The organism is Streptococcus sp. P25B114 (genome assembly GCF_053010325.1).
In genome coordinates, this window is record NZ_JBRKNW010000014.1 from 45,809 (window position 1) to 70,231 (window position 24,423).

Genomic DNA, 24,423 nt, shown 5'->3' on the forward strand with positions numbered 1-24,423 from the left:
AGCTGATTGTCATTTTACTGGACATTCGTTTCAGAAATCTCTTTTAAAATTTTTAAAAACTTATTGGCGACCCGGGATTGATTATTTTGTTTTTTCCAGAGAACTTGTAGAGGGTCATGGTTACCTTCTTGTAATTTTATAAATTTTAGTTGGCTATATTCATCAGTCAAGACAATGCCGTTCAAGCAAAGTGCAACACCAACACCTGCTTTGACAAGAAGGGCAGCATTATATAGAAGATTATAAGTTGCAACAATGCGATAATCACCAACTTTATCTAGTTCTTCAAAGGTGATATTGGCTTGAGCAGATACTATCAGTGGATATTTGATGATATCATGAAGTTTTGGGGTCTGAAGAGTAGCTAAGGGATGATTTTTTGGAACAAGTATCCCCCAAGAATCTCCATTTGGAAGAGGTAAGTGATTATATTTACTTTCATCAAAAGAACCAAAGGTTATACCGATATCAATATTGCCTTGGTCTAAATATTCTTGTACATAGTCAGAGTTACCACTAAGAATGTGTACTTTAACTTCTGGATAGGTAGTGGTCAATTTTTTAACGGCTCGTGCCATGATATCCAGAGATTGGCTTTCCGCGGCTCCAATACTAAGTTCACCCGAAATACCATCGTTTCTACGGATGTTATTTTCTGTTTTATTGACTAAGGATAGAATTTCTATGGCACGATTGTAAAGGTAACGCCCGTCTTCGGTTATCTGAATTTCTCGGCTACCACGATCGAAAAGCTGAGTTTCTAATTCTGTTTCCAAGTCTCGAATTTGTCGAGAAAGGGTTGGCTGTGTGATATGCAGGCCTTGGCGGCATTAGATATAGATTTGGTTTGTACGATTGTGACAAAGTAATTAAGAACACGGATATCCATTGCTATCTCCTAGTGTTTTTTAGAATTATTATACCACAACACATGCCTTATAGGCATACATAGAACATAAAACAAGTATTTGATTATGGGTTGTGTTTGTAATAAAATATCTAAAAAAAAACAGAAAGGAAATAGTAACTAAAATAAGGTATGAAGTATGCATCAAGAAATTAAATCGTTCATTGAAACAGGAGAAATCATTAAAAAAGGAGACATTGTTTATGAACTTATTCACGAAATTACTGCTGAAACCTTACCGCTTATAGAAAAATTGAATACAGAAGTCCAAAGCGAAGCGAGTAAGCGTGACTTGCTGGAAAAAATCATGTGTAAGAAGTTGGATGATACAACGTCAATTGCATTGCCTTTCCGAACGGATTTCGGACGCCATATTTCCATTGGTAAGGAAGTTTTTATTAATACGGATGTGATGATGACAGATTTAGGTGGGATTGTTATTGAGGACAAGGTCTTGATTGGTCCTCGTGCTATGATTATCTCAGTTAATCACCCTCAAGAATCATCACAGCGACGGGGCTTAATTTTGAAATCCGTCCATATTAAGAACAATGCCTGGATTGGTGCGGGAGCAACTATATTACCAGGGGTGACGGTTGGTGAAAATGCTATAGTAGGTGCTGGAAGTGTTGTGACAAAGGATGTACCTGATAATACAACTGTTGCAGGTGTTCCTGCTAAAATTATAAATACAAATCATTAATTTTTGGAAGGAAATATTAAATTGAAAACTGCTATTTTTGAAAAAGCTGGGTCAATGATTATCGAAGAGGTTAATAAACCAACGATTCAAGCACCGGATGATGCCATTTTAAAAATTGTCCGTGCCTGTGTTTGTGGTTCGGACCTCTGGTCATACTCACATGGGGATGGTAAAGAAGGTCATTCTGTCAATTCTGGACACGAGGCACTTGGTATTGTTGAAGAAGTTGGTCCCGAAGTGACAGATATTCATCCCGGAGATTTTGTCATTGTACCCTTTACGCATGGTTGTGGTGAATGCGATGCCTGCCGTGCTGGATTTGACGGCACTTGTGATAATCATGTAGCTCCGACCAACTGGGGAAACGGTTACCAGGCAGAATACCTACGTTTTCACTATGCGAACTGGGCACTAATTAAAGTACCTGGTCAGCCATCTGATTACTCAGAAGATCTGCTGAAGTCTTTACTGGCCTTGGCAGATGTCATGCCTACAGGATATCATGCTGCGAGGGTAGCACAAGTGAAACAAGGCGACAGGGTCGTTGTGATTGGAGATGGCGCTGTCGGTCAATGTGCCGTTATTGCTGCTAAAATGCGAGGTGCATCTCAAATCATTATGATGAGCCGTTATGAAGATCGTCAGAAATTAGCCCTTCAACTGGGTGCAACTGCTGTTGTTGCTGAACGTGGTGAGGAAGGTATTGCAAAGGTGCGTGAAATTTTAGGTGGAGGAGCGGATGCTGCCCTTGAGTGCGTTGGTACAGAATCTTCTATTGAACAGGCACTGGGGGTCCTTCATAATGGCGGTCGTATCGGCTATGTTGGTATCCCTCACTACAATAACCGTCCGATTGGCTCGACGTTTGCACAGAATATTTCCTTCGGCGGTGGTTCAGCATCGGTCACTACCTATGTCAAAAATGAATTACTCGAAGCCGTCTTGGATGGAAGGATTAACCCTGGTAAAGTTTTCACAAATACCTATGATTTCAGTGAAATTAACCAAGCCTATCAAGATATGGCGGACCGTAAAGTGATTAAATCTATGTTGATTGTTTCTGAGTAACCGTAATCTCATAAATTCATTCGCTCAGAAATCTGGAATATTATCAGCACTATTTTGTCCTTTAACATAGTCACTTTCTATCAACTAGCAGAATGATTTTGTAAATCAGCGAAGTCCGAAAGGACTTCTTTTTTGGTATAATAGTCAAGGAAAGAGGTGCTTAAATGAAAAGGATAATGAAGTTTATTGTAGGTCTTTTATTAGGAATTATTGGTTTCTTTGGCATTCTGTTGCTTTGTCTATTGCTGCTCTTTAGTCCCAAAGTGGCTAGTCGAGAGGAATTGATATCGTATCAGATGATGCTAGAACAGGGTATGGAGTCATATGGTTTCACTGGTAAGGTGGAGTTGACAAAATTTCGTCCTATTGCCATTGGTAACCCATGGGATGTTTTAGAGTATGATTATACTGAGGTTATAGATGGTCAGTCAATTACACTTCAATCCTCTGATACTTTGGTCAATAACCGAATTGAAGGACAGGAGGCATTAAACGGACTACTAAATATGACGGCCTATTTTGATGATAGTCCAAGTGGAATGTTGTATCAATTTGATGGTATCGTTGACCAAGCTATGTGGCATCAGCCGAGAGGTAAATATTTACTGAATCAGGCACAGCAGATATTTAAATTGATGGAAGAAAAAGATTTCACTTTGTTTGAAGTGGATGGTAGGCTTGAAACTCAGGATGAAAAACTGATAAAGTTTTATGAAAAGGTAGAGGAAAATCGCTATAATGGTCGGGCTTTTGCAGGTTTTTATGATATTAATTTAGACTGGCTCATGGAGGAAGAAATGGCGGTAATCGAAGTTGAATTTTTTAATAAGAAGGACCTTGGTTTAGAAAACGACTTAGTAGAGGAAGATAAATTACTAGCTGATTTAAAACAGAAAGTCGAAACATTTGACTATTCTAATGTGGAAGACGGAACCTATAGAATTGGTTTTCGTAGACCTGGAGTGCAGTCGACAAGTTTTTTCGTAACAATCAAGGTAAAAGATCATCATCATTCATTCTTAAAATAGTTGTAACAAACACAAAAAATCCCAACCATCTGGCTGGGAGGAACGTTTATTCAATACTGCTTGCCCAAGACTTAGCCACGTAGCGTGATAGGCTGGAAATGGCGAAGTTGATGAGGAAGTAGATGAGGGCAACCATGAGATAGAGAGCAAAGACCTGCTCGGCCTCAAAGTAGCGTCCCATGAGGATTTGGCTGGAGCCAAAGAGTTCCTGGAGGGCAATAACGGAATAGAGGAAACTGGTGTCCTTGATGACCGTTACGATTTGTGAAATGATGGCTGGCAACATCTTGCGAATAGCCTGTGGCATGATGATATAAATCATAATCTGGACAGGTGTGAATCCTTGCGCCAAACCAGCCTCTGTTTGACCTGGACCAATGGCATTGAGACCACCGCGGATGATTTCTGCCATAGCAGCGGTCGTGAAAATGGTAAAGGCTGTAATACCAGCTGGCGTTGATTTCATCTGAAATACCAAGAAAACAGTGAAAATCCAGAGCAGGTTGGGTACGTTACGGACAAATTCGATATAGATTGTTGCAATCCACTTGAAGAGTGGATTTTTTCCATTTCGCATGATAGCCAAAATCATTCCGAAGAGGACAGATAGGACCACAGAGATGCTTGAAATGTAGAGAGTTAGCTGCAAACCAGACCAGAGCAATTGGAAGGTCGATGGTTTGAGAAGTTCTGAAATAGTATTCATCATAGACCTCCTTAATGACTGAAGGCAGCCTTGTTTTTCTCTTCAATCCGGCGTCCCCAGCTAGCAACGGGGAAACACATGATAAAGTAGAGAAAGGCCGCGCCTGCAAAGGCTGGAATGTAGTTGGTATTCATGGCAGACCAGGACTTGGTCATGAACATGATGTCTGCACCAGAGATAATAGCGACCGTGGCCGTATTTTTAATCAAGTTAACCACTTGGTTGGTTAATGGTGGAAGAATGGTTGGGATAGCCTGTGGCAAGATGATGATGCGCATAGTCTCGCTGGCAGTAAAGCCTTGAGATAGGGCAGCCTCAGTCTGACCAGTCGGTACTGCCTCGATACCTGCACGGATAACTTCGGCAATATAGGCACCGTGGTAAAGCCCGACACAGATAACCGCTGTCCAATAGATAGATGGCATGAGCACATAGTTGGAAATCAAGGGCAGACCGTAATAGACAATCATGAATTGCACCAAGAGTGGTGTGTTTTGGTAGTATTCAACATAAATACGGGCCAACAATTTGAGTGATTTTTTCTTGCTGGATGATAGGCTACCGAAGAGAATTCCTAGCAGCATGGCCGTGATAAAGGCACCGATAGAAATAGCTAGGGTAAAGAGGAAGCCTTGGAAAAAGACTGGAAAATCATTGAAGTAGCTCAGCCAGTTTTCCCAAGCATAGGGGCTAGTTGCAAAAACAAACATAACCGTTCCTTTCTAGTGTGTAGTAGTAGGTGGTTGGATGTGAGTCTCGGCTCACTTACTGTGGTTCGAGTCAACATCTCAGCGCAGTGGTTGATTGGCAGTTTCGTTCGCGTTTTACGCTCCGAACCAGCCCTAACGAATGATATGAACTGTGTTCGTTCAATTTCCAACCTCCAAAGGTTCCCCGAACCTTGGAGCTGTGCGGGGGAGGGAGTAAAACGGTCTGGGAATAGTCCGTTTTAGCCTGAACCCAGAAACTCGAGAGTTCAGACGAATCCTCTTTTCCTTAGTCGAGTTCTTTCCCGCTCCCTATTCATCTGTTTCAGTGACAGGTTTGAGTCCGTTGGCATCGTAGATAGCCTGTAGACTGCCATCCGCTGTCCATGTTTCGATGAGACCGTTTAAGTAATCATTAAGGTCTTTATTGGATAATTTAGTCACAATGCCGTAGTCTGACGCTGAGAAGCTGAAGTCCATGAGCTCAGACTGGGAACTGATATAGCCTGACAGGATAGACTGGTCTACTGAGAAGGCATCTGTGCGATGGGCACGGAGAGAAACAGAGAGTTCAGGATAAGAACCCAATTCTGCGAAGGTTACGGAAATGCCGTGCTTATCAGCTAAATCAGAAATTAGTTTTCGTGTGATAGAGCCTTGGGCAACCCCGATGTTCTTACCGTCCAAATCCTTGAAGGTCTTGATACCAGAATCCTTATTAACCAGGAAGCCGACAGCGTCTGTATAGTAAGGGCTGGTAAAGTTATAGAGGAGTTTGCGTTCTTCCGTGATGGTGAAAGTCGCGATGACCATGTCGACCTGCTCGTTGTCTAGAAGTGGACCACGGGTCTGTGCTGTAACTGGTGTAAATTCGATATCTACGCCCAGTTCTTGTGCAATTTTGCGGGCAATGTCAATTTCCATTCCTTCAAATTCGCCAGTGTCTGGATTTTTAAAACCAAAGTTTGGTACGTCTTGTTTGACGCCGACACGGAGAACACCACGGTCAATGATAGCCTGGACCTGGTCGCTGCTGACAGCTTGAGCAGGAGTTTCAGTCTGCACCTTGGTTTGACTGAAAGCAAAGAGGAGGACCACACCAATCAAGAGCATCCGAATGGCGAAAAATAAATTGATTTTCTTTGTATCCATAGGCACCTCCTAGATCTTAACCTTATCTGATTCGTGATTGATAATCTTGCTGAGGAACTGCTTGGCGCGTGGTTCTGTTGGATTGTCGAAGAAGCCATTGACGTCGGTCGTATCCACCAAAACCTCGCCTTCTGCCATGAAGATGATACGGTCAGCCACCTCACGGGCAAAGCCCATTTCGTGGGTTACAACAATCATGTTCATGCCGTCGCGGGCCAATTTTTGCATAACTGCAAGAACATCACCGATGGTTTCAGGGTCAAGGGCAGAAGTTGGCTCATCAAAGAGCAGGAGTTCTGGGTGCATAGCCAGTCCACGGGCGATAGCCACACGCTGCTTCTGTCCACCAGAAAGCATAGCTGGATAAGAGTTCTTGCGGTCCCAGAGGTTTACAAATTCTAGGTATTTCTGCGCAGTCTTCTCTGCTTCTGCCTTGTCAATGCCCAAAACCTTGATAGGGGCTAGGGTAACATTTTCTAGGACTGTCTTATGAGGATAGAGGTTGAAATGTTGGAAAACCATGCCGACCTCTTTGCGGAGAGCAACTAGTTCCTTGGTAGATGAACCAGATACGGTGTGGCCGTGTACCACCAATTCACCGTCTTCTACAGACTCCAGTCCATTGATGGTACGAATCAATGTGGATTTTCCAGAACCAGAAGGGCCGAGGAGTACAACAACCTGACCTGGTTCAAATTCTAAGTTGATATTGCGTAGGGCGTGGTAGTCGCCGTAATATTTATTAACATTCTTAAACGATACTAATGACATGAGAATCTCCTTTATCTAATGCGATACTAAGCATCATATCATTGCAAAGATTAAATGTCAAGTATATTCTGACAATTTAAGATTTCAACATGTTAGAAAATATAACATAAAATAGCGAGATAGATTTTAAACATGAATTTTCCAGATAAGTTATGATATAATAGAAGAAATAAATAAAAGGTATAAGTAATATGAAAAAAATTCTAGTTGTAGATGATGAGAGACCCATCTCGGATATTATTAAATTTAACATGACCCGTGAGGGCTATGAGGTCGTGACAGCTTTTGATGGTCGCGAGGCCTTAGAAGTATTTGAAGCGGAGTTTCCGGACATTGTCATTCTGGATTTGATGTTGCCAGAGTTGGATGGTTTGGAAGTGGCCCGTAACATTCGCAAAACCAGCAATGTGCCCATTATTATGTTGTCTGCCAAGGATAGCGAATTTGACAAGGTTATTGGCTTGGAAATTGGAGCGGACGATTATGTGACCAAGCCTTTCTCTAACCGTGAATTGCAGGCCCGCGTCAAGGCTCTGCTTCGCCGGAGCGAGTTGACAGAGACCCAGTCTATTCCTGTAGTGGCTGGCAAGGCGGAATTGGTCATCGGAGACCTGGTGATTTTGCCCGATGCCTTTGTTGCCAAAAAACATGGTAAGGAATTGGAATTGACCCACCGGGAGTTCGAGCTGCTCTATCATCTGGCCCAACACATTGGTCAAGTCATGACCCGCGAGCACTTGCTGGAAACAGTTTGGGGCTATGATTACTTTGGTGATGTCCGGACGGTAGACGTGACGGTTCGTCGTTTGCGTGAGAAAATCGAAGACATTCCAAGCCGACCTGAATACATCTTGACCCGCCGTGGCGTCGGGTACTTTATAAAATCCAATGATTAATCAACTGCGTTACCTGATAACGACCTCGGAATTCTGGTTTATTGTCATCAGTATTGGCTTTGTGATTGCCATTACAGTTCTCTTGATTGAGAATTACCGGGACAATAAGCAGATTAAACAATTAAATGAACGTGTTAAGTCGCTCATAGAAGGGGATTATGCGGATGTTCTGGATCTAAGAGGTAGTCCGGAAATTACGGATATGACCAACTCCTTGAACGATTTGTCTGAAATGATTCGTCTGACGCATGATAATTTGGAACAGGAAAAAACACGCCTCAGTTCCATTTTGTCTTATATGAGTGATGGTGTTGTGGCAACCGATCGAATGGGGCGCATCATTATGATTAACGACATGGCCCAGAAACAATTAGGTCTGAGCGTACAGGAGGCGACGCAATCAGATATCTTGGATGTTTTGGACCTCCAGGAGGAATACAGTTTTCGTGAATTGCTGGCTCAGACACCGGAAATTGTGCTTGAGCACACCAATGAAAACCAGGAATTTCTGACACTTCGGGCAAATTTTGCGACCATTCGGAGCGAAAGTGGCTTGATTTCTGGTCTGGTTATTGTCCTGCATGATATGACTGAGCAGGCCAAGGAAGAGCGGGAGCGGCGGCTCTTTGTATCTAATGTTAGCCACGAGTTGCGGACGCCTCTAACATCTGTCAAGTCTTATCTAGAAGCCTTGGACGAGGGTGCTATCACAGAAACGGTGGCTCCAAGCTTTGTCAAGGTTTCTCTAGATGAGACCAACCGCATGATGAGGATGATTACAGATCTCCTGAGCCTGTCACGTTTTGACAATCAAGTCGGTGAGTTGAATCTAGAATTGATTAACTTCACGGCCTTTGTCACCTTTATTCTCAACCGTTTTGATCAGATGAAAAATTCAGATTCTGAGAAGATTTATTCGATTGTGCGAGACTATCAGATTAGTCCGATTTGGATAGAAATTGATACGGACAAGATGACCCAGGTTTTGGACAATATCCTGAATAATGCAATCAAGTATTCGCCGGATGGGGGAAAAATCACTTTCAGTATGAAGACCACGGACAGTCAGCTGATTGTCTCCATCTCTGACCAAGGGCTGGGAATTCCCAAGGCTGATTTGCCTAAGATTTTTGACCGATTTTACCGGGTGGACAAGGCACGTTCGCGGTCCCAAGGGGGGACAGGTCTGGGCTTAGCCATTGCCAAGGAAATTGTGAAACAGCATAAGGGTTTTATTTGGGCTAAGTCAGAATATGGACACGGCTCGACCTTTACTATTGTCTTGCCATACAGTAAGGAAATTGCTATGGATGAGTGGGATGACACTCTTGAGGAAGAATAGGAGTTATGACGGAAGTAGGTTTTAAATATAGTATTTTGGCGTCTGGCTCCAGCGGCAATTGTTTTTATTTGGAGACGCCTAAGAAACGAATTTTGGTGGATGCGGGGCTTTCTGGTAAGAAAATTACCAGTCTCTTGGCAGAAATCGACCGCAAGCCAGATGATATTGATGCCATTTTGGTGACCCATGAGCACAGCGACCATATCCATGGAATCGGTGTTCTGGCCCGCAAATACGGTATGGACATTTATGCCAATGAGCAGACCTGGCAGGCTATGGACAGCAAATTGGGCAAGATTGATGTGGCTCAAAAACATATCTTCGAATTGGGTGCTATGAAGACTTTTGGCGACCTAGATATTGAGTCCTTTGGAGTTAGCCATGATGCAGCCTGTCCGCAATTTTATCGCTTTATGAAGGATGACAAGTCCTTTGTCATGCTGACGGATACTGGTTATGTTAGCGATCGAATGGCAGGGATTGTAGCCAATGCTGATGCTTATTTGATCGAATCCAATCATGATGTCGAAATCTTACGTTCGGGTTCTTACTCTTGGAACCTCAAACAACGGATTTTGTCAGATAAGGGCCATCTTTGTAACGAAGACGGTGCTGATGCCATGATTCGCTCGCTGGGAAATCGAACTAAAAAGATTTACCTCGGGCATTTGTCAAAGGAAAATAATATCAAGGAATTGGCCCATATGACCATGGTTAATCAGTTGGCGCAGGCTGATTTAGGGGTTGGAGTGGATTTTCAAGTCTATGACACATCGCCAGATACAGCAACTCCTTTGACCAAGATTTGACAAATTCATTGAACTTTGTTAAAATAAATTTATAAAATACGTGAGGTGAAGTTACATGAATAATTAAGCTACTTATTAGTCGTTCTTAAAAATTGTAGTGAGGTTATATTAACCGAGAATACAAGGGATAAGATTGCTCATAAGGGCTTACTATTCGTGTGACTTTTCCATAGGGAAAGGTCATGTTTTGCATGGCTTTTTTCTTGTGTCATTTTTTGAAGAATAGAAGCCCTTTTTGTGAAGAAAAGAGGTCTATATGGAAATGATAAAATGTATTCAATTAGAGAAGGAATTTGCGGGACGAAGTTTGTTTACAATCAAGCAGTTGAGCCTGCAAGCTGGTCAGAAGGTTGGTCTGGTTGGACATAACGGTGTTGGCAAGTCCACGTTTTTGAAAATCTTACTAGGACTGGATAGGGATTTTGCTGGTCAGATTGAGGTAAAAACAGACTGGGCCTATGTACCCCAGTTACAGGAGAGGAGCTCGCTTTCAGGTGGGGAACAGGTTTGGAAGTCTATTCAAGAGGCTTTTGCCCAAAGACCGCAGTTGTTAATCATGGATGAACCGACTGCCAATCTGGATCAAGAACACCAGGAAAAGCTAATCAAACAAATCAAACGCTATCGTGGCAGTCTACTGGTTGTCAGTCATGATCGGCATTTTCTCAATCAAATAGCCAGTCACATTTGGCATTTGGAAGAAGGAACTATTCAGGTTTATCCTGGGAATTACGAGGCGTTTGTAGAAAGTCGCCGAGCTAGGCGAGAAGAACAGCAACAGGCCTATGAAGCCTATCAGAAAAAAGTCGCTCAACTAAAAAAAGCCCAGCAAGAGCGTCAGGCAAAGGCACATAAGATGGAGAAGAGAAAGAAAGGTGTTTCATCGTCCGAGTGGAAGGTTAAAGCCATGATGGGTTCCTATGACAGTCAAGCCAAGTCTATGGCCAAGACTGCCAAGCATTTGGAAAAACGGATGGAGCGTTTGGAAAAGGTTGAACAACCTAGAAAGGAAGCGTGGGTAAAGATGGAAACGAAAGGTGCCTTGGATACTGGTCTTCACAGTCTCTTTCGCTTGCAGGATGGACAGCTGTGGATTGGGGAAAAGTATTTATTTGATTTTCCTCAGCTTGGTATGACTTTTGGGGATAAACTAGCTTTGGTTGGGTCAAATGGTTCTGGCAAAACAAGCTTTGTTCGGAAACTGATTTCAAAAGAATTAGAAGGTTACTACAATCCAAAATTAAAAATTGCTTATTTCTCCCAGGATTTGACAAGTCTCAATGAAGAAGAAACAGCCTTTGTGAATGCTAGCTCGACATCGCTTCAAGATAGGGTAACGGTTCTCAATTTATTGGGCATGTTGGGACTCTCTTACAATAAAGCCCAGCAGAAGGTAGCAAATCTGTCTGGTGGTGAACGTGTTCGACTTTCTTTGGCTAAGGTCTTGTTATCAGATGCCAATCTTTTGATAGTAGATGAGCCAACAAACTATCTGGATATTACAGCCATAGAAGCTCTGGAGAAATTTTTGCAAGAATACCAGGGAAGTGTGCTCTTGATTTCTCATGATCAGCGGTTTGTTGAGAGTGTTGTCCAAAGAAAATGGCTGGTTGAGAATTGTCAGCTTGTTGAACGTTTATAGAGAAAATATTATTTGAATCGACAGTTGGGTTTCAAAAATATTTTTCGCCTGTGGTATAATAAGTAGAAACTTTCTAGAATGAGGTCCGATGTGTCGAATAAATTGCCTTCGCGAGTGGGGCGAGAGGATAGGATTATCCCAAGGCGGTTGAACATGCTGTTTGCCATTGTCGTCTTCCTGTTTTCAGTCCTGATTGCTCGTTTAGTGGATATGCAGCTAATCAATAAAGATTTTTATGTCCAAAAATTAGAGACTGCCAGTCAAAAAGTGGTGTCAAGAAGCTCGGTCCGCGGTCAGATTTATGATGCCAAAGGTCTTCCGCTTGTTGAAAATAAGTTAAGCCAGGTGGTGTCCTTTACTCGGTCAAATAAAATCACTGCCAAAGGAATTCGGGATATTGCGGAAAAATTGGTAGCCTGGGTGTCCTTACCTGAGGATATTCGTGTGTCGGAGCGGGACAAGGCAGATTACCTCTTGGCGGATACAGATATCTATGAAAAGGTTGTCGCAGAGCTCCCAAGAGAGAAGCGGTTCGGTATCGATGGAAACCTCCTGAGCGAAGGAACAATTTATGCCAATGCCGTAGAAAGCTTGGACCCCAAAGATTTACAATTGACGGAGGCTGAAGAGAAGGTTGTCTACCTCTTTACCCAAATGAACAAGGCTGGCTTTTTTGAGACCGTCCGCCTAGCAACCCAGCCCCTCAATGCAGAACAGATTGCCTTGATTGCTTCTCATGAGCAGGACATGCCCGGGGTTACAACAGTGACCAATTGGGACCGTCTTGTCAAAGATACCTCGCTTTCCTCGATTATTGGAACGGTGACGACGGAGCAGGTTGGTCTCCCTGCAGAAGATGCTGAAGATTATCTGGCCAAGGGCTATTATCTGAACGACCGTGTGGGAACTGCCTACCTTGAAAAGCAGTACGAAGGCGTCTTGCAAGGGCAACGAGAGCTCAAGGAAGTCAAGCTCAATCGAAATGGAAATGTCGAGTCTATCGATACAATCCAAGAAGGTCAAAAAGGAAATAATATCAAGTTAACTATTGATTTAGCCTTTCAAGAAGGTGTGAATGCTATCTTGAAGAAATACTTTGAAAGTGAGTTATCAACCGGAAGCGCACTCTATTCAGATGGTGTATATGCTGTAGCTTTAGAACCGACTACTGGTGCAGTGCTGGCCATGTCGGGTTATAAACACGAAAAAGGCTCAAGTACCATTACCGAAGATGCTCTTGGTACGATTACGAGTGTCTTTACCCCTGGTTCCATTGTCAAAGGTGCTACAATTAGCTCTGGATGGGAAAATGGGGTTATCAGTGGCAATCAAGTGCAGTTAGACGAACCAATCTATTTTGCAGGTTCAGCACCAATTACATCTTGGTATGGGGCCTCTGGTAGTAATATTGATACGACAGAGGCTCTGGAATATTCTTCAAACGCTTACATGGTAAAAATTGCTTTGGGGTTATTAGGTCAAACCTATTCGCCAAATATGTTTTTGAACGATGGAGATGCATTGACAAATGCGATGACAAAACTTCGTTCTACTTTTGCGGAATATGGATTAGGTGCTCCAACAGGAATTGACTTACCGCTTGAATCAACAGGTTTCTTACCAGAAGAATATTCCACCGCAAACTTTATTACGAATGCATTTGGACAGTTTGATAACTATACACCGATGCAGATGGCTCAATATGTAGCGACAATCGCCAATAATGGAACTAGAGTAGCTCCTCACTTGGTGGAGGGGATTTATGGGAATAGCGCAGAAGGTGGTTTAGGTGAGTTAATTGAGAAGAAGACAAGTACAGAACTCAATAAAGTTGCCATCTCAGAACAGGATTTGGCTATTCTACAACAGGGATTTTATCAGGTAGCAAATGGAAGTGGTAGCTTTAATACCGGGCATCAAATCAGTAATGGTGCTGCTGTGTCGATTAGCGCAAAAACAGGTACTGCTGAGACATTTACGACGGATAGAAATGGTCAGGTTATAAGTGCTGTAAATACCAATATCGTAGCTTATGCCCCAAGTGCTAATCCTAAAATTGCTGTAGCAGTTGTTCTACCAAATCTGACAGATTTTAATTCCACAGCTAGCATGACTATTGTGACAGAAATTATTAATCTATACCATTCACTTTACCCAATGAATTAAGGAGGCCTATGCTCTACCCAACTCCCATAGCAAAATTGATTGACAGTTATTCCAAATTACCCGGTATTGGTATTAAGACAGCTACGAGACTGGCTTTTTATACCATCGGTATGGAAGATGATGTGGTTAACGAATTTGCTAAAAATCTCCTGGCGGCCAAGAGGGATTTAGCTTATTGTTCCATTTGCGGTAATTTGACAGACCAGGATCCTTGTGGCATTTGTCAAGATACCAGTCGTGACCAGTCGACCATTTTAATTGTAGAAGACAGTCGAGATGTGACAGCCTTGGAAAATATCCAAGAATACCACGGTCTCTACCATGTCTTGCAAGGATTGATTTCCCCTATGAATGGCATTGGACCAGACGATATTAACTTGAAAACTCTACTGACCCGCCTGATGGAAAATGAGGTGACAGAGGTGATTGTAGCGACCAATGCGACAGCAGATGGGGAGGCAACTTCCATGTATATCTCACGAGTCCTCAAACCAGCGGGAATCAAGGTTACTCGCTTGGCGAGAGGCTTGGCAGTCGGAAGCGATATCGAATACGCGGATGAAGTTACCCTCCTGCGTGCCATCGAGAACAGGACAGAGCTATGATTGACTGAAACTCAAGTTTCTAGTCAATCAACGGTAGCCGCTTTACGGCGGTCTACCTAAAATTTGCACTAGTAGGTTTAAGAAGAAAAATAAATCGTTTTTCTTCTTAAACCGTCGCAGACTGTCATCTGGAAAAATTGTTAAGTTGGTTAACGGAAAGTCTTGTGGAACCTTGAATCATTATCTTCTCAACTTATATATGTTATAATTAAGTAGAGAATTATCAAGTTTTAGAAAAGGAATATCTATGTCAAAAGAAATGCTAGTTTTGCTTTACGGTGGTCGTTCAGCTGAGCGTGAAGTGTCTGTTTTGTCTGCTGAGAGTGTAATGCGGGCCATCAATTATGATAAGTTTTTCGTTAAGACCTACTTTATCACACAGGCAGGTGACTTTATCAAAACTCAGGAATTTTCATCAAGGCCGTCAGCGGATGAAAAATTGATGACCAATGACACGATTGTAGCAGAACAAAAAATCCGTCCAAGCGACATTTATGAAGAAAATGCGGTTGTCTTCCCAGTTCTTCACGGACCAATGGGGGAAGATGGCTCGATCCAAGGCTTCTTGGAAGTGCTTCGTATGCCGTATGTGGGCACCAATATCTTGTCTTCCAGCGTTGCCATGGATAAAATCACTACCAAGCGCGTTCTTGAATCAGCAGGAATCTCCCAAGTACCTTATGTAGCAGTTATCGAGGGTGAAAATATCGACGATAAGATTGCAGAGATTGAAGGAAAATTGACTTATCCGGTCTTTGTAAAACCAGCTAATATGGGGTCAAGTGTCGGTATCTCAAAAGCTGAGGATTTAGCTGGCTTGCGTAAGGCACTTGATCTGGCATTCAAGTACGACAGCCGTGTCCTCGTTGAGCAGGGTGTTAACGCGCGTGAGATTGAGGTTGGTCTTTTGGGAAATGCTGACGTGAAAACCACCCTTCCTGGCGAAGTTGTTAAAGACGTTGCTTTTTATGACTACGATGCCAAATACATCGACAACAAAATCACCATGGAAATCCCAGCTAAGATTGATGAGTCTATCATGGATATCATGCGTGACAATGCCGCCAAGGCCTTCCGTGCCATCGGTGGTTGCGGACTGTCCCGTTGTGATTTCTTCTTGACAGAAGAAGGCGACATTTTCCTCAATGAGCTCAATACCATGCCAGGATTTACCCAGTGGTCCATGTATCCCCTGCTTTGGGACAATATGGGCTTGGCTTATCCAGACTTGATTGAAGAGCTGGTTAGCCTAGCCAAGGAAATGTTTGACAAACGAGAAAGCCATTTGATTTAAGGCAGTGAGAAAGGTTGGAATGCTCCAATCTTTTTTCTTGCAATGGCTTTCAGAATGGTCTACAATGATATGTATATGTATGGAGGAAAGTTATGTATCAAACGAAAGTCAAGGGGGATGCTCTTTTTCAAGCGACGTCGGCTGGATACGGAAATCCTATTACAAGCTTTGGGGTGACTGAGAAAGGCGAGACACCTGTCAGTCTGGTCAATATTGCCCTAGCGGCCTGCGTGACCATGTGTGTACAAGGCTATTATGCCAGCCAAGAAAATAATAAAACCATGTCTGTCCAGGTGGAAAGTCAGTTAGAAAATGACCGTTTTGACTTGACTATCGCCATTGCTGAGGCGGTCTCAAGTGAAAAGCAGGCGGCTATCCTAGCCTACGTGGACAAGAAGTGCAATGTCAAGGTTCTTTTGAGAGAGGACTTGACCATCAACACAAGCTTTGTGGTCTTAGAAAGTGTGGAATAAAAGTGTTTTTAGCGATTGAAGAAATGCGGCAAAACAAGCTGCGCTACGGCCTGATTTTAGGGCTCTTAATCTTGATTTCTTATCTGGTCTTTTTCCTGACAGGCCTGGCCTATGGTCTCATGCAGGAAAACCGTACTGCGGTGGACAAGTGGCAGGCAGATTCTGTCTTGGTATCCTCGGAAGCCAATCGTCTGATAACAGCCTCAAAAATCGATGCTCAGTTGATTGACAAAGTGGAGGCAGACCAGAAGGCTCTCATCCGCCAACAGGCTGGTGTCGCCTATGTTAAGGAAGATGCCAGTTCGGATGACAAGGAAAAAGTCAATATCTTTGCGGTTGAGGCTGATAGTTTCTTAGAGCCCAATATTGTCCAAGGCCGTCTCTATGAAAAAGCTGGAGAGATTGTTGTCGAGCAAAATCTAGCTCAGGTTGAGGGATTTGGTCTAGGAGATGAGATCTATCTATCTGGTACGGATAAAAAAGTGACCATTGTTGGCTATACGGACAAGGCTTACTTCGGTGTAGCTCCGGTTGTCTATATGGACTTGGAAGCCTTTGGTGATCTCATGCAGGGCGACGATCAGCAGGTCTCTAGTAAGCTGGCCAGTGCGATCATTGTTCGAGGTGCAGCAGATAAGTTTCCAGCAGATTTGGAAAATGTTGCCACCGCTGATTTTATTGAGAATTTGCCAGGCTATAAGGCACAAAATATGACCTTCGGCTTTATGATTGGCTTTTTGATTGTGATTTCAGCCATTGTCATTGGTATTTTCATCTTTGTGTTGACAACCCAAAAGTCTCCGATTTTCGGGCTTATGAAAATCCAAGGTCTGTCAAATGCCTATATTTCAAGATCTGTGTTGGCTCAAACCTTCTTGCTGGCAGGTTTTGGGACAGTCATTGGTCTGGCTGGAACCTACTTGTCTTCCTTAGGTTTGCCAAGCGCTGTGCCATTTGAAAACAATTGGACCTTCTATCTGACTATTGGGGCTGCTCTGATTGTCTTTGCTCTACTGGGGGCAAGTTTCTCCATTCGCTCGATCTTCAAGGTCGACCCGTTGAAAAATCTATCCTAGGAGGTTGATATGAAAACATTGATTTTTGAAAATATAAGTAAAACCTTCCAGGACGGAAGTCAGACTATCACCGCCCTCAAGCCGACCAATTTCTCTATTGAAGAGGGGAAATTTGTGGCTATTATCGGGCCGTCTGGTTCGGGAAAATCTACCTTTCTAACCCTGGCAGGTGGTCTGCAAACACCGACAGCTGGCCGTGTTCTCATTAACCAAGAAGATTATTCTGATTTGCCAGAGAAAAAACGGGCCAAGCTCCGCTACCGTGATATCGGTTTTGTCCTCCAGGCCTCCAATCTCATTCCTTTTTTAACCGTTGAGAAGCAGTTGATATTGGTGGACAAGGTCAATAAATCAGCCTATCCCAGCAAGCGCCATGAGCTCTTGGTAGAATTGGGTGTGGACCATTTGAAAAATAAGTTTCCCAAGGATTTGTCAGGTGGGGAGCGCCAGCGAGTTGCCATTGCACGGGCTCTCTATAATGATCCAGCCCTGATTTTAGCAGATGAACCGACAGCCAGCCTAGATAGTGATCGGGCCTTTGAAGTGGTGAATCTTTTGGCCAAAGAGAGCAAGGAGCGGAAAAAGTCTATCATCATGGTGACCCATGACCAGCGTATGATTGAAAAATGCGATAATGTCTACGAGATGAAGGACGGCGTTCTTACCCAGGTTCGCTAAATAAAGGCAAAAGTGATATAATGGAAAGAGCCCATCGGCTCTTTTTATAGTCTTTTAGTTTGCTTTTAGTACTAGGCAACGAGTCGTAGGCTGTACTAGAGTACGGCAAGATAATCTTAAACAATGACCTTGTTTGAGGTTGGAAATAAGGAAAAAAAGTTTCCTCATTCGTCGAAGTAATAAAAGATAAACTAAATGACGATACATGGAGAAATCAAATGAAATTAACTTTACACGAAGTCGCTCAAGTTGTGGGCGCAAAAAATGATGTAACGAACTACCCCGACACACCGCTCCGCCAGGTCGAATTTGACAGCCGCAAGATTGAAGCGGGCGACCTCTTTGTTCCGCTCAAGGGTGCGCGTGACGGTCACGACTTTATTCCTGTGGCTTTTGAAAATGGCTGCGTGGCTACCCTGTCTGAGGTCATTCTTGATGTCCCCCATATCCTAGTGGACGACTGTCTGGCTGCGCTACAACAATTAGCGGCCTACTACCTAGAGAAAACAGGGGTAGAAGTCATTGCTGTGACAGGTTCAAACGGTAAAACCACCACCAAGGACATGATTCATGATGTTTTAGCGATGACTTACAAGACTTACAAGACTCAGGGCAACTATAACAACGAAATTGGTCTGCCATACACCGTACTTCATATGCCTGACGATACAGAAAAAGTGGTCTTGGAAATGGGTCAAGACCACTTGGGTGACATTCATCTCCTATCTGAAATTGCCAAGCCAAGCCTGTCTGTCATTACCCTGTTCGGTGAAGCCCATTTGGAATTTTTCGGCTCACGAGAAGAGATTGCCAAAGGAAAATTACAGATTGCAGATGGAATGGAGCCAGGTAGTAAACTCTTGATCCCAGCAGATTCGATTGCGGATAAGCTCTTGCCGAGCCATGTAGACCTCATTCGCTTCGGTGAGCAGGCTGATTTGCAGGTGACCAGTCTTGTCGAGTCAAAAGATAGCCTGACCTTCACCGTCAACTTTATGGACGGCGACATTTTCCTCCCAGTAACAGGCAAGTACAATGCCACCAATGCCATGGTAGCAAGCTATGTGGGCAAGACCTTGGGTGTGCCTGATGAGGCAATCAAGTCAGCCCTAGCTGGTCTAAACTTGACCCGCAACCGCACCGAGTGGAAGAAGGCGGCAAACGGAGCAGATATTCTCAGTGATGTCTACAATGCCAATCCAACGGCCATGCGCTTGATTTTAGAGACGTTTTCAAGTATTCCAGCCAACCAAGGTGGTAAGAAAATTGCGGTTCTGGCGGAGATGAAGGAGTTGGGTGCTCAATCGGTCGACCTCCACAATCAAATGATTATGAGTCTATCACCGGATGTCCTAGATACAGTGATTTTCTATGGTCAGGATATTGAGGAGCTATCTCAGCTGGCTAGTCAGATGTTCCCGCTTGGTAAGATCTATTTCTTCAAGAAAACTGCGGAAGAGAATCAGTTTGATGACTTAGTTGCTCAGGTCAAAGCAGTTTTAGGTCCAAACGACCAAATCCTTCTCAAGGGCTCTAATTCTATGAATTTGGCCAAGCTGGTTGAGGAATTAGAAAAGTAAAGAAAGACTTATTTATTCAATTAGCTCTTGTTACTTCTGTCGATATTTGATATACTAATTAAAATACTTGTCAAGGAGGCTCCAGTGTTTGAAGTGTTTTTTACCAGTCATCGCAGTCAAGCTCCCCAGCTGGATATTTTGACCTATCTGTCGCTCTTGCTCATCTATGTTGGCCTGCTTTACTTAGCAGTTGTTTATCATCGTTCGCCTAAGATCAGACGATTCTTTTGGGGCTTGCAATGCCTTCAGGTCATTGCCCTTTATTCCTGGTACATGGCCGTAGACTGGACCTTGTCCGAGAGTCTCCCCCTCTATCATTGTCGATTGTCTATGCTCTTTATGCTTTTTGCCAAGCCTGGTCCGCTCAAGCGGTATTTTGCCTGCCTGGGACTCTTTGGCTCTCTTGTGGCCTTTGTCTATCCAGTTTTTGACCCCTTTGCTTTCCCTCACGTCACCATTTTGAGCTTTATTATCGGCCATTACGCTTTGGCGGTTAACAGCCTTATCTATCTGCTGTCTGAGCAGAAGGAGGATGATTTGGACAGGACCTTTGTGATTCGGGTGACACTGTTGACCCATAGTTTGATGTTGCTAGCCAATCTCTTTTTGAAGGGCAATTATGGATTTTTATCAAAAACGCCCTTGATTAACAGTGAAAATGTTGCCTTCAACTTCTTATTGGAGACCGGGCTCTTTGTATTTGCTGTTCTGCTAGTTAATAGTTTGGTTCAGAATCTTCTAAAAAAAACGGATTGGAACTGGGTTAGACATTGATTTTCAGATAGTTTGAAAATTCCCTTGAATTTCGGTATAATGAGAAAGTTGCAGTAGTGGCTCTCTTTTTTGTCTGTCAACTATCTGTGGATGGACGAATCGGTGACCAGCTCTGCTATTTGAAAAAAGGAAAATAAGAAATATGTCAATTCAAGATGAAATTAAGAAACGCCGCACCTTTGCGATCATCTCTCACCCGGACGCGGGTAAGACCACTATTACCGAGCAGTTGCTCTACTTTGGGGGTGAGATTCGTGAGGCTGGGACGGTTAAGGGGAAAAAGACTGGTAACTTTGCCAAGTCTGACTGGATGGATATTGAGAAACAGCGTGGTATCTCTGTTACATCGTCTGTTATGCAGTTTGACTATGCGGGCAAGCGTGTTAACATTTTGGATACGCCAGGACACGAGGACTTCTCTGAGGATACCTATCGGACCTTGATGGCGGTGGATGCGGCTGTCATGGTGGTGGACTCTGCCAAAGGTATCGAGGCCCAAACCAAAAAACTCTTTGAGGTTGTTAAGCACCGCAACATTCCTGTTTTTACCTTTATCAACAAGTTGGACCGTGACGGTCGTGAGCCGCTTGATTTGTTGCAGGAATTGGAAGAAGTCTTGGGCATCGCTAGCTACCCCATGAACTGGCCTATCGGTATGGGGAAATCTTTCGAGGGGCTCTATGACCTTCACAATCAACGTTTGGAACTCTACCGTAGCGAGGAGCGTTTTGCAAGCTTGGATGAGGGTGATAAGTTATTTGGCTCTAACCCATTTTATGCTCAAGTTCTGGATGATATTGAACTTTTGGCGGAGGCTGGAAATGAATTTTCAGAGCAGGCCATTTTGGATGGCGATTTGACACCTGTCTTCTTCGGTTCAGCCCTGACCAACTTTGGTGTACAGACTTTCCTGGATACCTTCTTGGAGTTTGCACCAGAGCCACATGGACACAAGACGACAACTGGTGATGTCATTGACCCGCTCGACAAAGACTTTTCAGGCTTTGTTTTCAAAATCCAAGCCAACATGGACCCTCGTCACCGCGACCGTATTGCCTTTGTTCGTGTGGTTTCGGGTGAATTTGAACGCGGTATGGCGGTCAACCTGCCTCGTACAGGAAAGGGAGCCAAGTTGTCCAACGTGACCCAGTTCATGGCCGAGTCCCGTGAGAATGTGGAAAATGCAGTGGCGGGGGACATTATCGGGGTTTACGATACAGGAACCTACCAGGTAGGAGATACCCTGACCGTAGGCAAGAACAAGTTTGAATTCGAACCGCTGCCAACCTTTACCCCGGAAATTTTCATGAAAGTGTCTGCTAAAAACGTCATGAAACAAAAATCCTTCCACAAGGGAATCGAGCAACTGGTGCAAGAAGGGGCTATCCAGCTCTACAAGAACTACCAGACAGGCGAGTATATGCTGGGTGCCGTTGGTCAGCTCCAGTTTGAAGTTTTCAAACACCGCATGGAAGGTGAGTACAATGCTGAGGTAGTTATGACCCCAATGGGCAAAAAGACTGTTCGTTGGATCAAGCCAGAAGACCTGGATGAACGGATGTCTTCAAGCCGCAACATCCTAGCCAAAGACCGCTTTGATCAACCAGTCTTCCTCTTTGAAAACGACTTCGCCCTCCGCTGGTTTGCAGACAAGTATCCGGATGTGGAGTTGGAAGAGAAGATGTGAGAGTAGTGCAGAAATCGGTAGTTTGCTTTGCAAACTCGATTTCGTCGCACTACCTCCGCAAGGGTCTCCCAAGAATTCAAACGAAGTGAAGGATGATTGGCCGAGACCTACTGCGTCTCTGTACAGAAATCAGTAATCAACAAAGTTGATTTGATTTCGTCGTCTTTCCCTCGCAAGGGCGTCCAAAGAACTCAAGCAATGCCAAGAGAGATTTGTTGACGCCTACTGCGCCATTAGGCAGAAATCGGTAGTTTGCTTTGCAAACTCGATTTCGTCGCACTACCTCCGCAAGGGTCTCCCAAGAATCCAAACGAAGTGAAGGATGATTGGCTGAGTCCTACTGCGTCGAGGTTCAGTTGAGTGAAACAGTCTATGAAAAGACTGTTTCAGCCCGAGCCTAGAGATGTCAAGCGAGGTGAAAGGTTGGAGATGAGGGCTGATGGTAAGCAGCTTACCTTCTTCAGCTAATCCAATCAATCCTATAAGAAGTCAGGCAAGTCCTGGCTTTTTTTAATTTTGTTATCATTGCAACAAAAGTATTATTATAATATACTATAGTTATATAAATGGAAATGGATTGGAGGTCTGAACTTTGATTTACTACCTTAGAAAATGCAAGTTGGCAGTAGTTGCTTATATTGCTGTGTCGGTGGTCTATGCTCTGATTTTAGCGGCAACGGGTTTTATTTATGCGCGTGTTTCGGAAGCGGCCTTATCTGGTGACCAAAAGGCATTTGTGACTAGTTCGGTGATTGCAGTGGTATTCTTTTTATGTGACGGTTATTTTGATTACCTGCCGCGCTATCTCAAGTTTAAGGCAATCAATCAGATTATGGAAGAGACGCGCAATCAATTAATGATGGTCTATGCGAGTGAGGACTTAGGAGAGGCAGCAAAAGACAGTCAGGCAGATAAGGTCCATGTCTTGGTTCATCATCTGAACATCTTAGAAACTACCTATCTAACGCCGCTTCTATCCATGGTGACAAGCATATTAGTCTTTAGTTTTTCCTTGATAGGGGCTCTTTATCTTCAAGGAACCATGGCTATGATCATGTTGGCGCTCTGCTTTATTCCATTTTTGGCTCCGATGATTAATAAGGGGATTTTAGCTCGTGCGACAAAGGACAGTCAAGAGGAGAAGAATGCTTATCTCGCCTTGTTTAGTGAGTTTGTAGAAGCTCTCTCTTTTATCCGCATCAGCACCATCACGCCAGTTTTTAAAGACAAGCTGGCGGCATCCAATCAGGAATACACCAGGCGTGCTAACCGTTTTGCCAAAAAACAATCTCAGACCTATGCGGTTTCCTACAGTTTGAGCAGCATAGTCTATTCAGGTTCATGGATTATTGGAGGGATATTTGTTTTCCAAGGTCTGCTGAACATTTCAGATTTGATTGCTATGACAACCCTGATGGGGACGGTGGCTGGGCCTATCCAAACCATGTCAGGCTTGCTGACGGATTATCTGTCTAGTCGGACGGTTGTGGAGGAGTTGACAGGTCTCTTAAATAGGAAGGAAGAAGGTCACGCTGCCAAGCCAGTTTTGAAGGAATCCATTACGAGCCTTGGTCTGGAAGGGATTGACTGTCGCTATCAGGACCATCTGATTGTGGAGAATTTTTCTTATCTTTTTCAAGCCAATAAAAAATATGCTATCTTGGGCAAGAGTGGGAGTGGGAAGACGACCTTGCTCCGCCTCTTGCTGGGGATTCAGAAACCAGAGGCTGGAAGAGTCCTGGTCAACCAGAGGAATCTGGCAGAACTGGACCAGCTTGCCCTCTTTCGGAAAGTCTATTACCTACCGCAGAAAACCAATCTATTTACAGCTAGCATCGGGGATAATTTGACCTTGTTTGCGCCTTTAGATGAGAATAAAGCAATGGGTTGCTTGCGGCAAGTTGGTTTAGAGGACTGGTTCTATCGGCAGGGAGATGGATTTGCTACTCTCTTGACCTCTTCTCAGCAATTATCAGGTGGGGAAGAGAGACGGTTTGATTTGGCGCGTGCCCTTTACCGTGATGCAGAGGTCTTTTTATTTGATGAACCTACAACAGGCTTAGATTCTCAAAGCGAACAATTGATTGCGGATAGTCTCGAGAAAATAAGGGACAAACTGGTGATTGTTGTGACACACTCTCAGGAGGAAAGTTTTTTAGCCCTCTTTGATGAGCAGGTTCATCTATCAGTTTGACAACAGCAAAAACTCTTCTGGGGTTTTTGCTTTTTTTAGGCTCTTTGTCAACTGTAGTGGGTAGATGAAAAGCTAACACCTAGAGAGGACGAAATTCGTTCTCTCATTTTTGATGTTTAAAGCAATATATATCTTGTTTTTAAAGTTCGTAAAGTTCCTAAATCC

Annotated in this window: 22 protein-coding genes; 17 read left to right on the forward strand and 5 right to left on the reverse strand. The window is 43.7% G+C overall.

Going from position 1 to position 24,423, the window contains the following annotated elements; all coding sequences use genetic code 11:
- Positions 1–14: 14 nt before the first annotated feature.
- Positions 15–776 (reverse strand): LysR family transcriptional regulator, encoded by a 762-nt coding sequence (locus ACVC7T_RS07905; RefSeq protein ID WP_447262755.1) that lies wholly within the window; start codon positions 774–776, stop codon positions 15–17.
- A 282-nt stretch (positions 777–1,058) separates the two neighbouring features.
- On the opposite strand from ACVC7T_RS07905, the gene ACVC7T_RS07910 reads away from it, so the two are divergent.
- From ACVC7T_RS07910 to ACVC7T_RS07920, 3 genes are all read left to right on the forward strand, one after another.
- A complete protein-coding gene (locus tag ACVC7T_RS07910) occupies positions 1,059–1,610 on the forward strand; it encodes a DapH/DapD/GlmU-related protein (RefSeq protein WP_394719786.1) in 552 nt (183 codons plus the stop codon).
- 21 nt (positions 1,611–1,631) lie between these two features.
- A complete protein-coding gene (locus ACVC7T_RS07915; protein WP_447262756.1) occupies positions 1,632–2,678 on the forward strand; it encodes a zinc-binding dehydrogenase in 1,047 nt (348 codons plus the stop codon).
- Between the two features lie 176 nt (positions 2,679–2,854).
- Positions 2,855–3,706: a hypothetical protein gene (locus ACVC7T_RS07920; RefSeq protein ID WP_153056039.1), complete on the forward strand. Its 852-nt coding sequence runs from the start codon at positions 2,855–2,857 to the stop codon at positions 3,704–3,706.
- Between the two features lie 46 nt (positions 3,707–3,752).
- Here the strand turns inward: ACVC7T_RS07920 and ACVC7T_RS07925 are convergent, their stop codons facing one another.
- From ACVC7T_RS07925 to ACVC7T_RS07940, 4 genes are all read right to left on the reverse strand, one after another.
- Entirely contained in the window at positions 3,753–4,412 is a 660-nt protein-coding gene (locus tag ACVC7T_RS07925) for an amino acid ABC transporter permease (protein WP_105110789.1), read from the reverse strand.
- A gap of 11 nt (positions 4,413–4,423) precedes the next feature.
- A complete protein-coding gene (locus ACVC7T_RS07930; protein WP_105110790.1) occupies positions 4,424–5,122 on the reverse strand; it encodes an amino acid ABC transporter permease in 699 nt (232 codons plus the stop codon).
- Between the two features lie 309 nt (positions 5,123–5,431).
- The gene (locus ACVC7T_RS07935) at positions 5,432–6,271 is read right to left on the reverse strand and encodes a transporter substrate-binding domain-containing protein (protein WP_105160165.1); all 840 of its coding nucleotides are present in this window, start codon (positions 6,269–6,271) and stop codon (positions 5,432–5,434) included.
- Between the two features lie 9 nt (positions 6,272–6,280).
- Positions 6,281–7,042: an amino acid ABC transporter ATP-binding protein gene (locus tag ACVC7T_RS07940; protein WP_105110792.1), complete on the reverse strand. Its 762-nt coding sequence runs from the start codon at positions 7,040–7,042 to the stop codon at positions 6,281–6,283.
- Positions 7,043–7,233: 191 nt separating this feature from the next.
- On the opposite strand from ACVC7T_RS07940, the gene yycF reads away from it, so the two are divergent.
- The 14 genes from yycF to ACVC7T_RS08010 all read left to right on the forward strand — a co-directional run bounded on the left by yycF (position 7,234) and on the right by ACVC7T_RS08010 (position 24,258).
- Entirely contained in the window at positions 7,234–7,938 is a 705-nt protein-coding gene (yycF, locus tag ACVC7T_RS07945; protein WP_105110793.1) for a response regulator YycF, read from the forward strand.
- On the forward strand, positions 7,931–9,280 hold the full coding sequence (vicK, locus tag ACVC7T_RS07950) for a cell wall metabolism sensor histidine kinase VicK (RefSeq protein WP_172095089.1): 1,350 nt from the start codon (positions 7,931–7,933) through the stop codon (positions 9,278–9,280). The genes yycF and vicK overlap by 8 nt, the downstream gene beginning before the upstream one ends.
- A 5-nt stretch (positions 9,281–9,285) precedes the next feature.
- The gene (locus tag ACVC7T_RS07955) at positions 9,286–10,089 is read left to right on the forward strand and encodes an MBL fold metallo-hydrolase (RefSeq protein WP_105122703.1); all 804 of its coding nucleotides are present in this window, start codon (positions 9,286–9,288) and stop codon (positions 10,087–10,089) included.
- A 256-nt stretch (positions 10,090–10,345) separates the two neighbouring features.
- Positions 10,346–11,731 (forward strand): ABC-F type ribosomal protection protein Vga(F), encoded by a 1,386-nt coding sequence (gene vga(F) / locus ACVC7T_RS07960; protein WP_447262757.1) that lies wholly within the window; start codon positions 10,346–10,348, stop codon positions 11,729–11,731.
- A gap of 78 nt (positions 11,732–11,809) precedes the next feature.
- Complete coding sequence (gene pbp2b, locus ACVC7T_RS07965; protein ID WP_447262758.1) at positions 11,810–13,897, forward strand: penicillin-binding protein PBP2B; 2,088 nt, start codon at positions 11,810–11,812, stop codon at positions 13,895–13,897.
- An 8-nt stretch (positions 13,898–13,905) separates the two neighbouring features.
- Complete coding sequence (recR, locus tag ACVC7T_RS07970; protein WP_105110797.1) at positions 13,906–14,502, forward strand: recombination mediator RecR; 597 nt, start codon at positions 13,906–13,908, stop codon at positions 14,500–14,502.
- A 247-nt stretch (positions 14,503–14,749) separates the two neighbouring features.
- The gene (locus tag ACVC7T_RS07975) at positions 14,750–15,796 is read left to right on the forward strand and encodes a D-alanine--D-alanine ligase (RefSeq protein WP_105160169.1); all 1,047 of its coding nucleotides are present in this window, start codon (positions 14,750–14,752) and stop codon (positions 15,794–15,796) included.
- Positions 15,797–15,888: 92 nt separating this feature from the next.
- The gene (locus ACVC7T_RS07980; protein WP_105110799.1) at positions 15,889–16,269 is read left to right on the forward strand and encodes an OsmC family protein; all 381 of its coding nucleotides are present in this window, start codon (positions 15,889–15,891) and stop codon (positions 16,267–16,269) included.
- Between the two features lie 2 nt (positions 16,270–16,271).
- Positions 16,272–17,345 carry an ABC transporter permease gene (locus ACVC7T_RS07985; RefSeq protein WP_447262759.1) on the forward strand — a complete coding sequence of 358 codons (1,074 nt, stop codon included), beginning with the start codon at positions 16,272–16,274 and terminating at the stop codon, positions 17,343–17,345.
- A gap of 9 nt (positions 17,346–17,354) precedes the next feature.
- Entirely contained in the window at positions 17,355–18,023 is a 669-nt protein-coding gene (locus ACVC7T_RS07990; RefSeq protein ID WP_105110801.1) for an ABC transporter ATP-binding protein, read from the forward strand.
- Between the two features lie 218 nt (positions 18,024–18,241).
- The gene (locus tag ACVC7T_RS07995) at positions 18,242–19,603 is read left to right on the forward strand and encodes a UDP-N-acetylmuramoyl-tripeptide--D-alanyl-D-alanine ligase (protein WP_105160172.1); all 1,362 of its coding nucleotides are present in this window, start codon (positions 18,242–18,244) and stop codon (positions 19,601–19,603) included.
- A gap of 84 nt (positions 19,604–19,687) precedes the next feature.
- The gene (locus ACVC7T_RS08000; RefSeq protein WP_238140724.1) at positions 19,688–20,377 is read left to right on the forward strand and encodes a YwaF family protein; all 690 of its coding nucleotides are present in this window, start codon (positions 19,688–19,690) and stop codon (positions 20,375–20,377) included.
- A gap of 142 nt (positions 20,378–20,519) precedes the next feature.
- Positions 20,520–22,064: a peptide chain release factor 3 gene (locus ACVC7T_RS08005; protein WP_447262760.1), complete on the forward strand. Its 1,545-nt coding sequence runs from the start codon at positions 20,520–20,522 to the stop codon at positions 22,062–22,064.
- A 592-nt stretch (positions 22,065–22,656) separates the two neighbouring features.
- Positions 22,657–24,258, forward strand: coding sequence for an ATP-binding cassette domain-containing protein (locus ACVC7T_RS08010; RefSeq protein WP_394731331.1), 1,602 nt, complete (start codon positions 22,657–22,659; stop codon positions 24,256–24,258).
- The last annotated feature ends 165 nt before the right edge of the window (positions 24,259–24,423 follow it).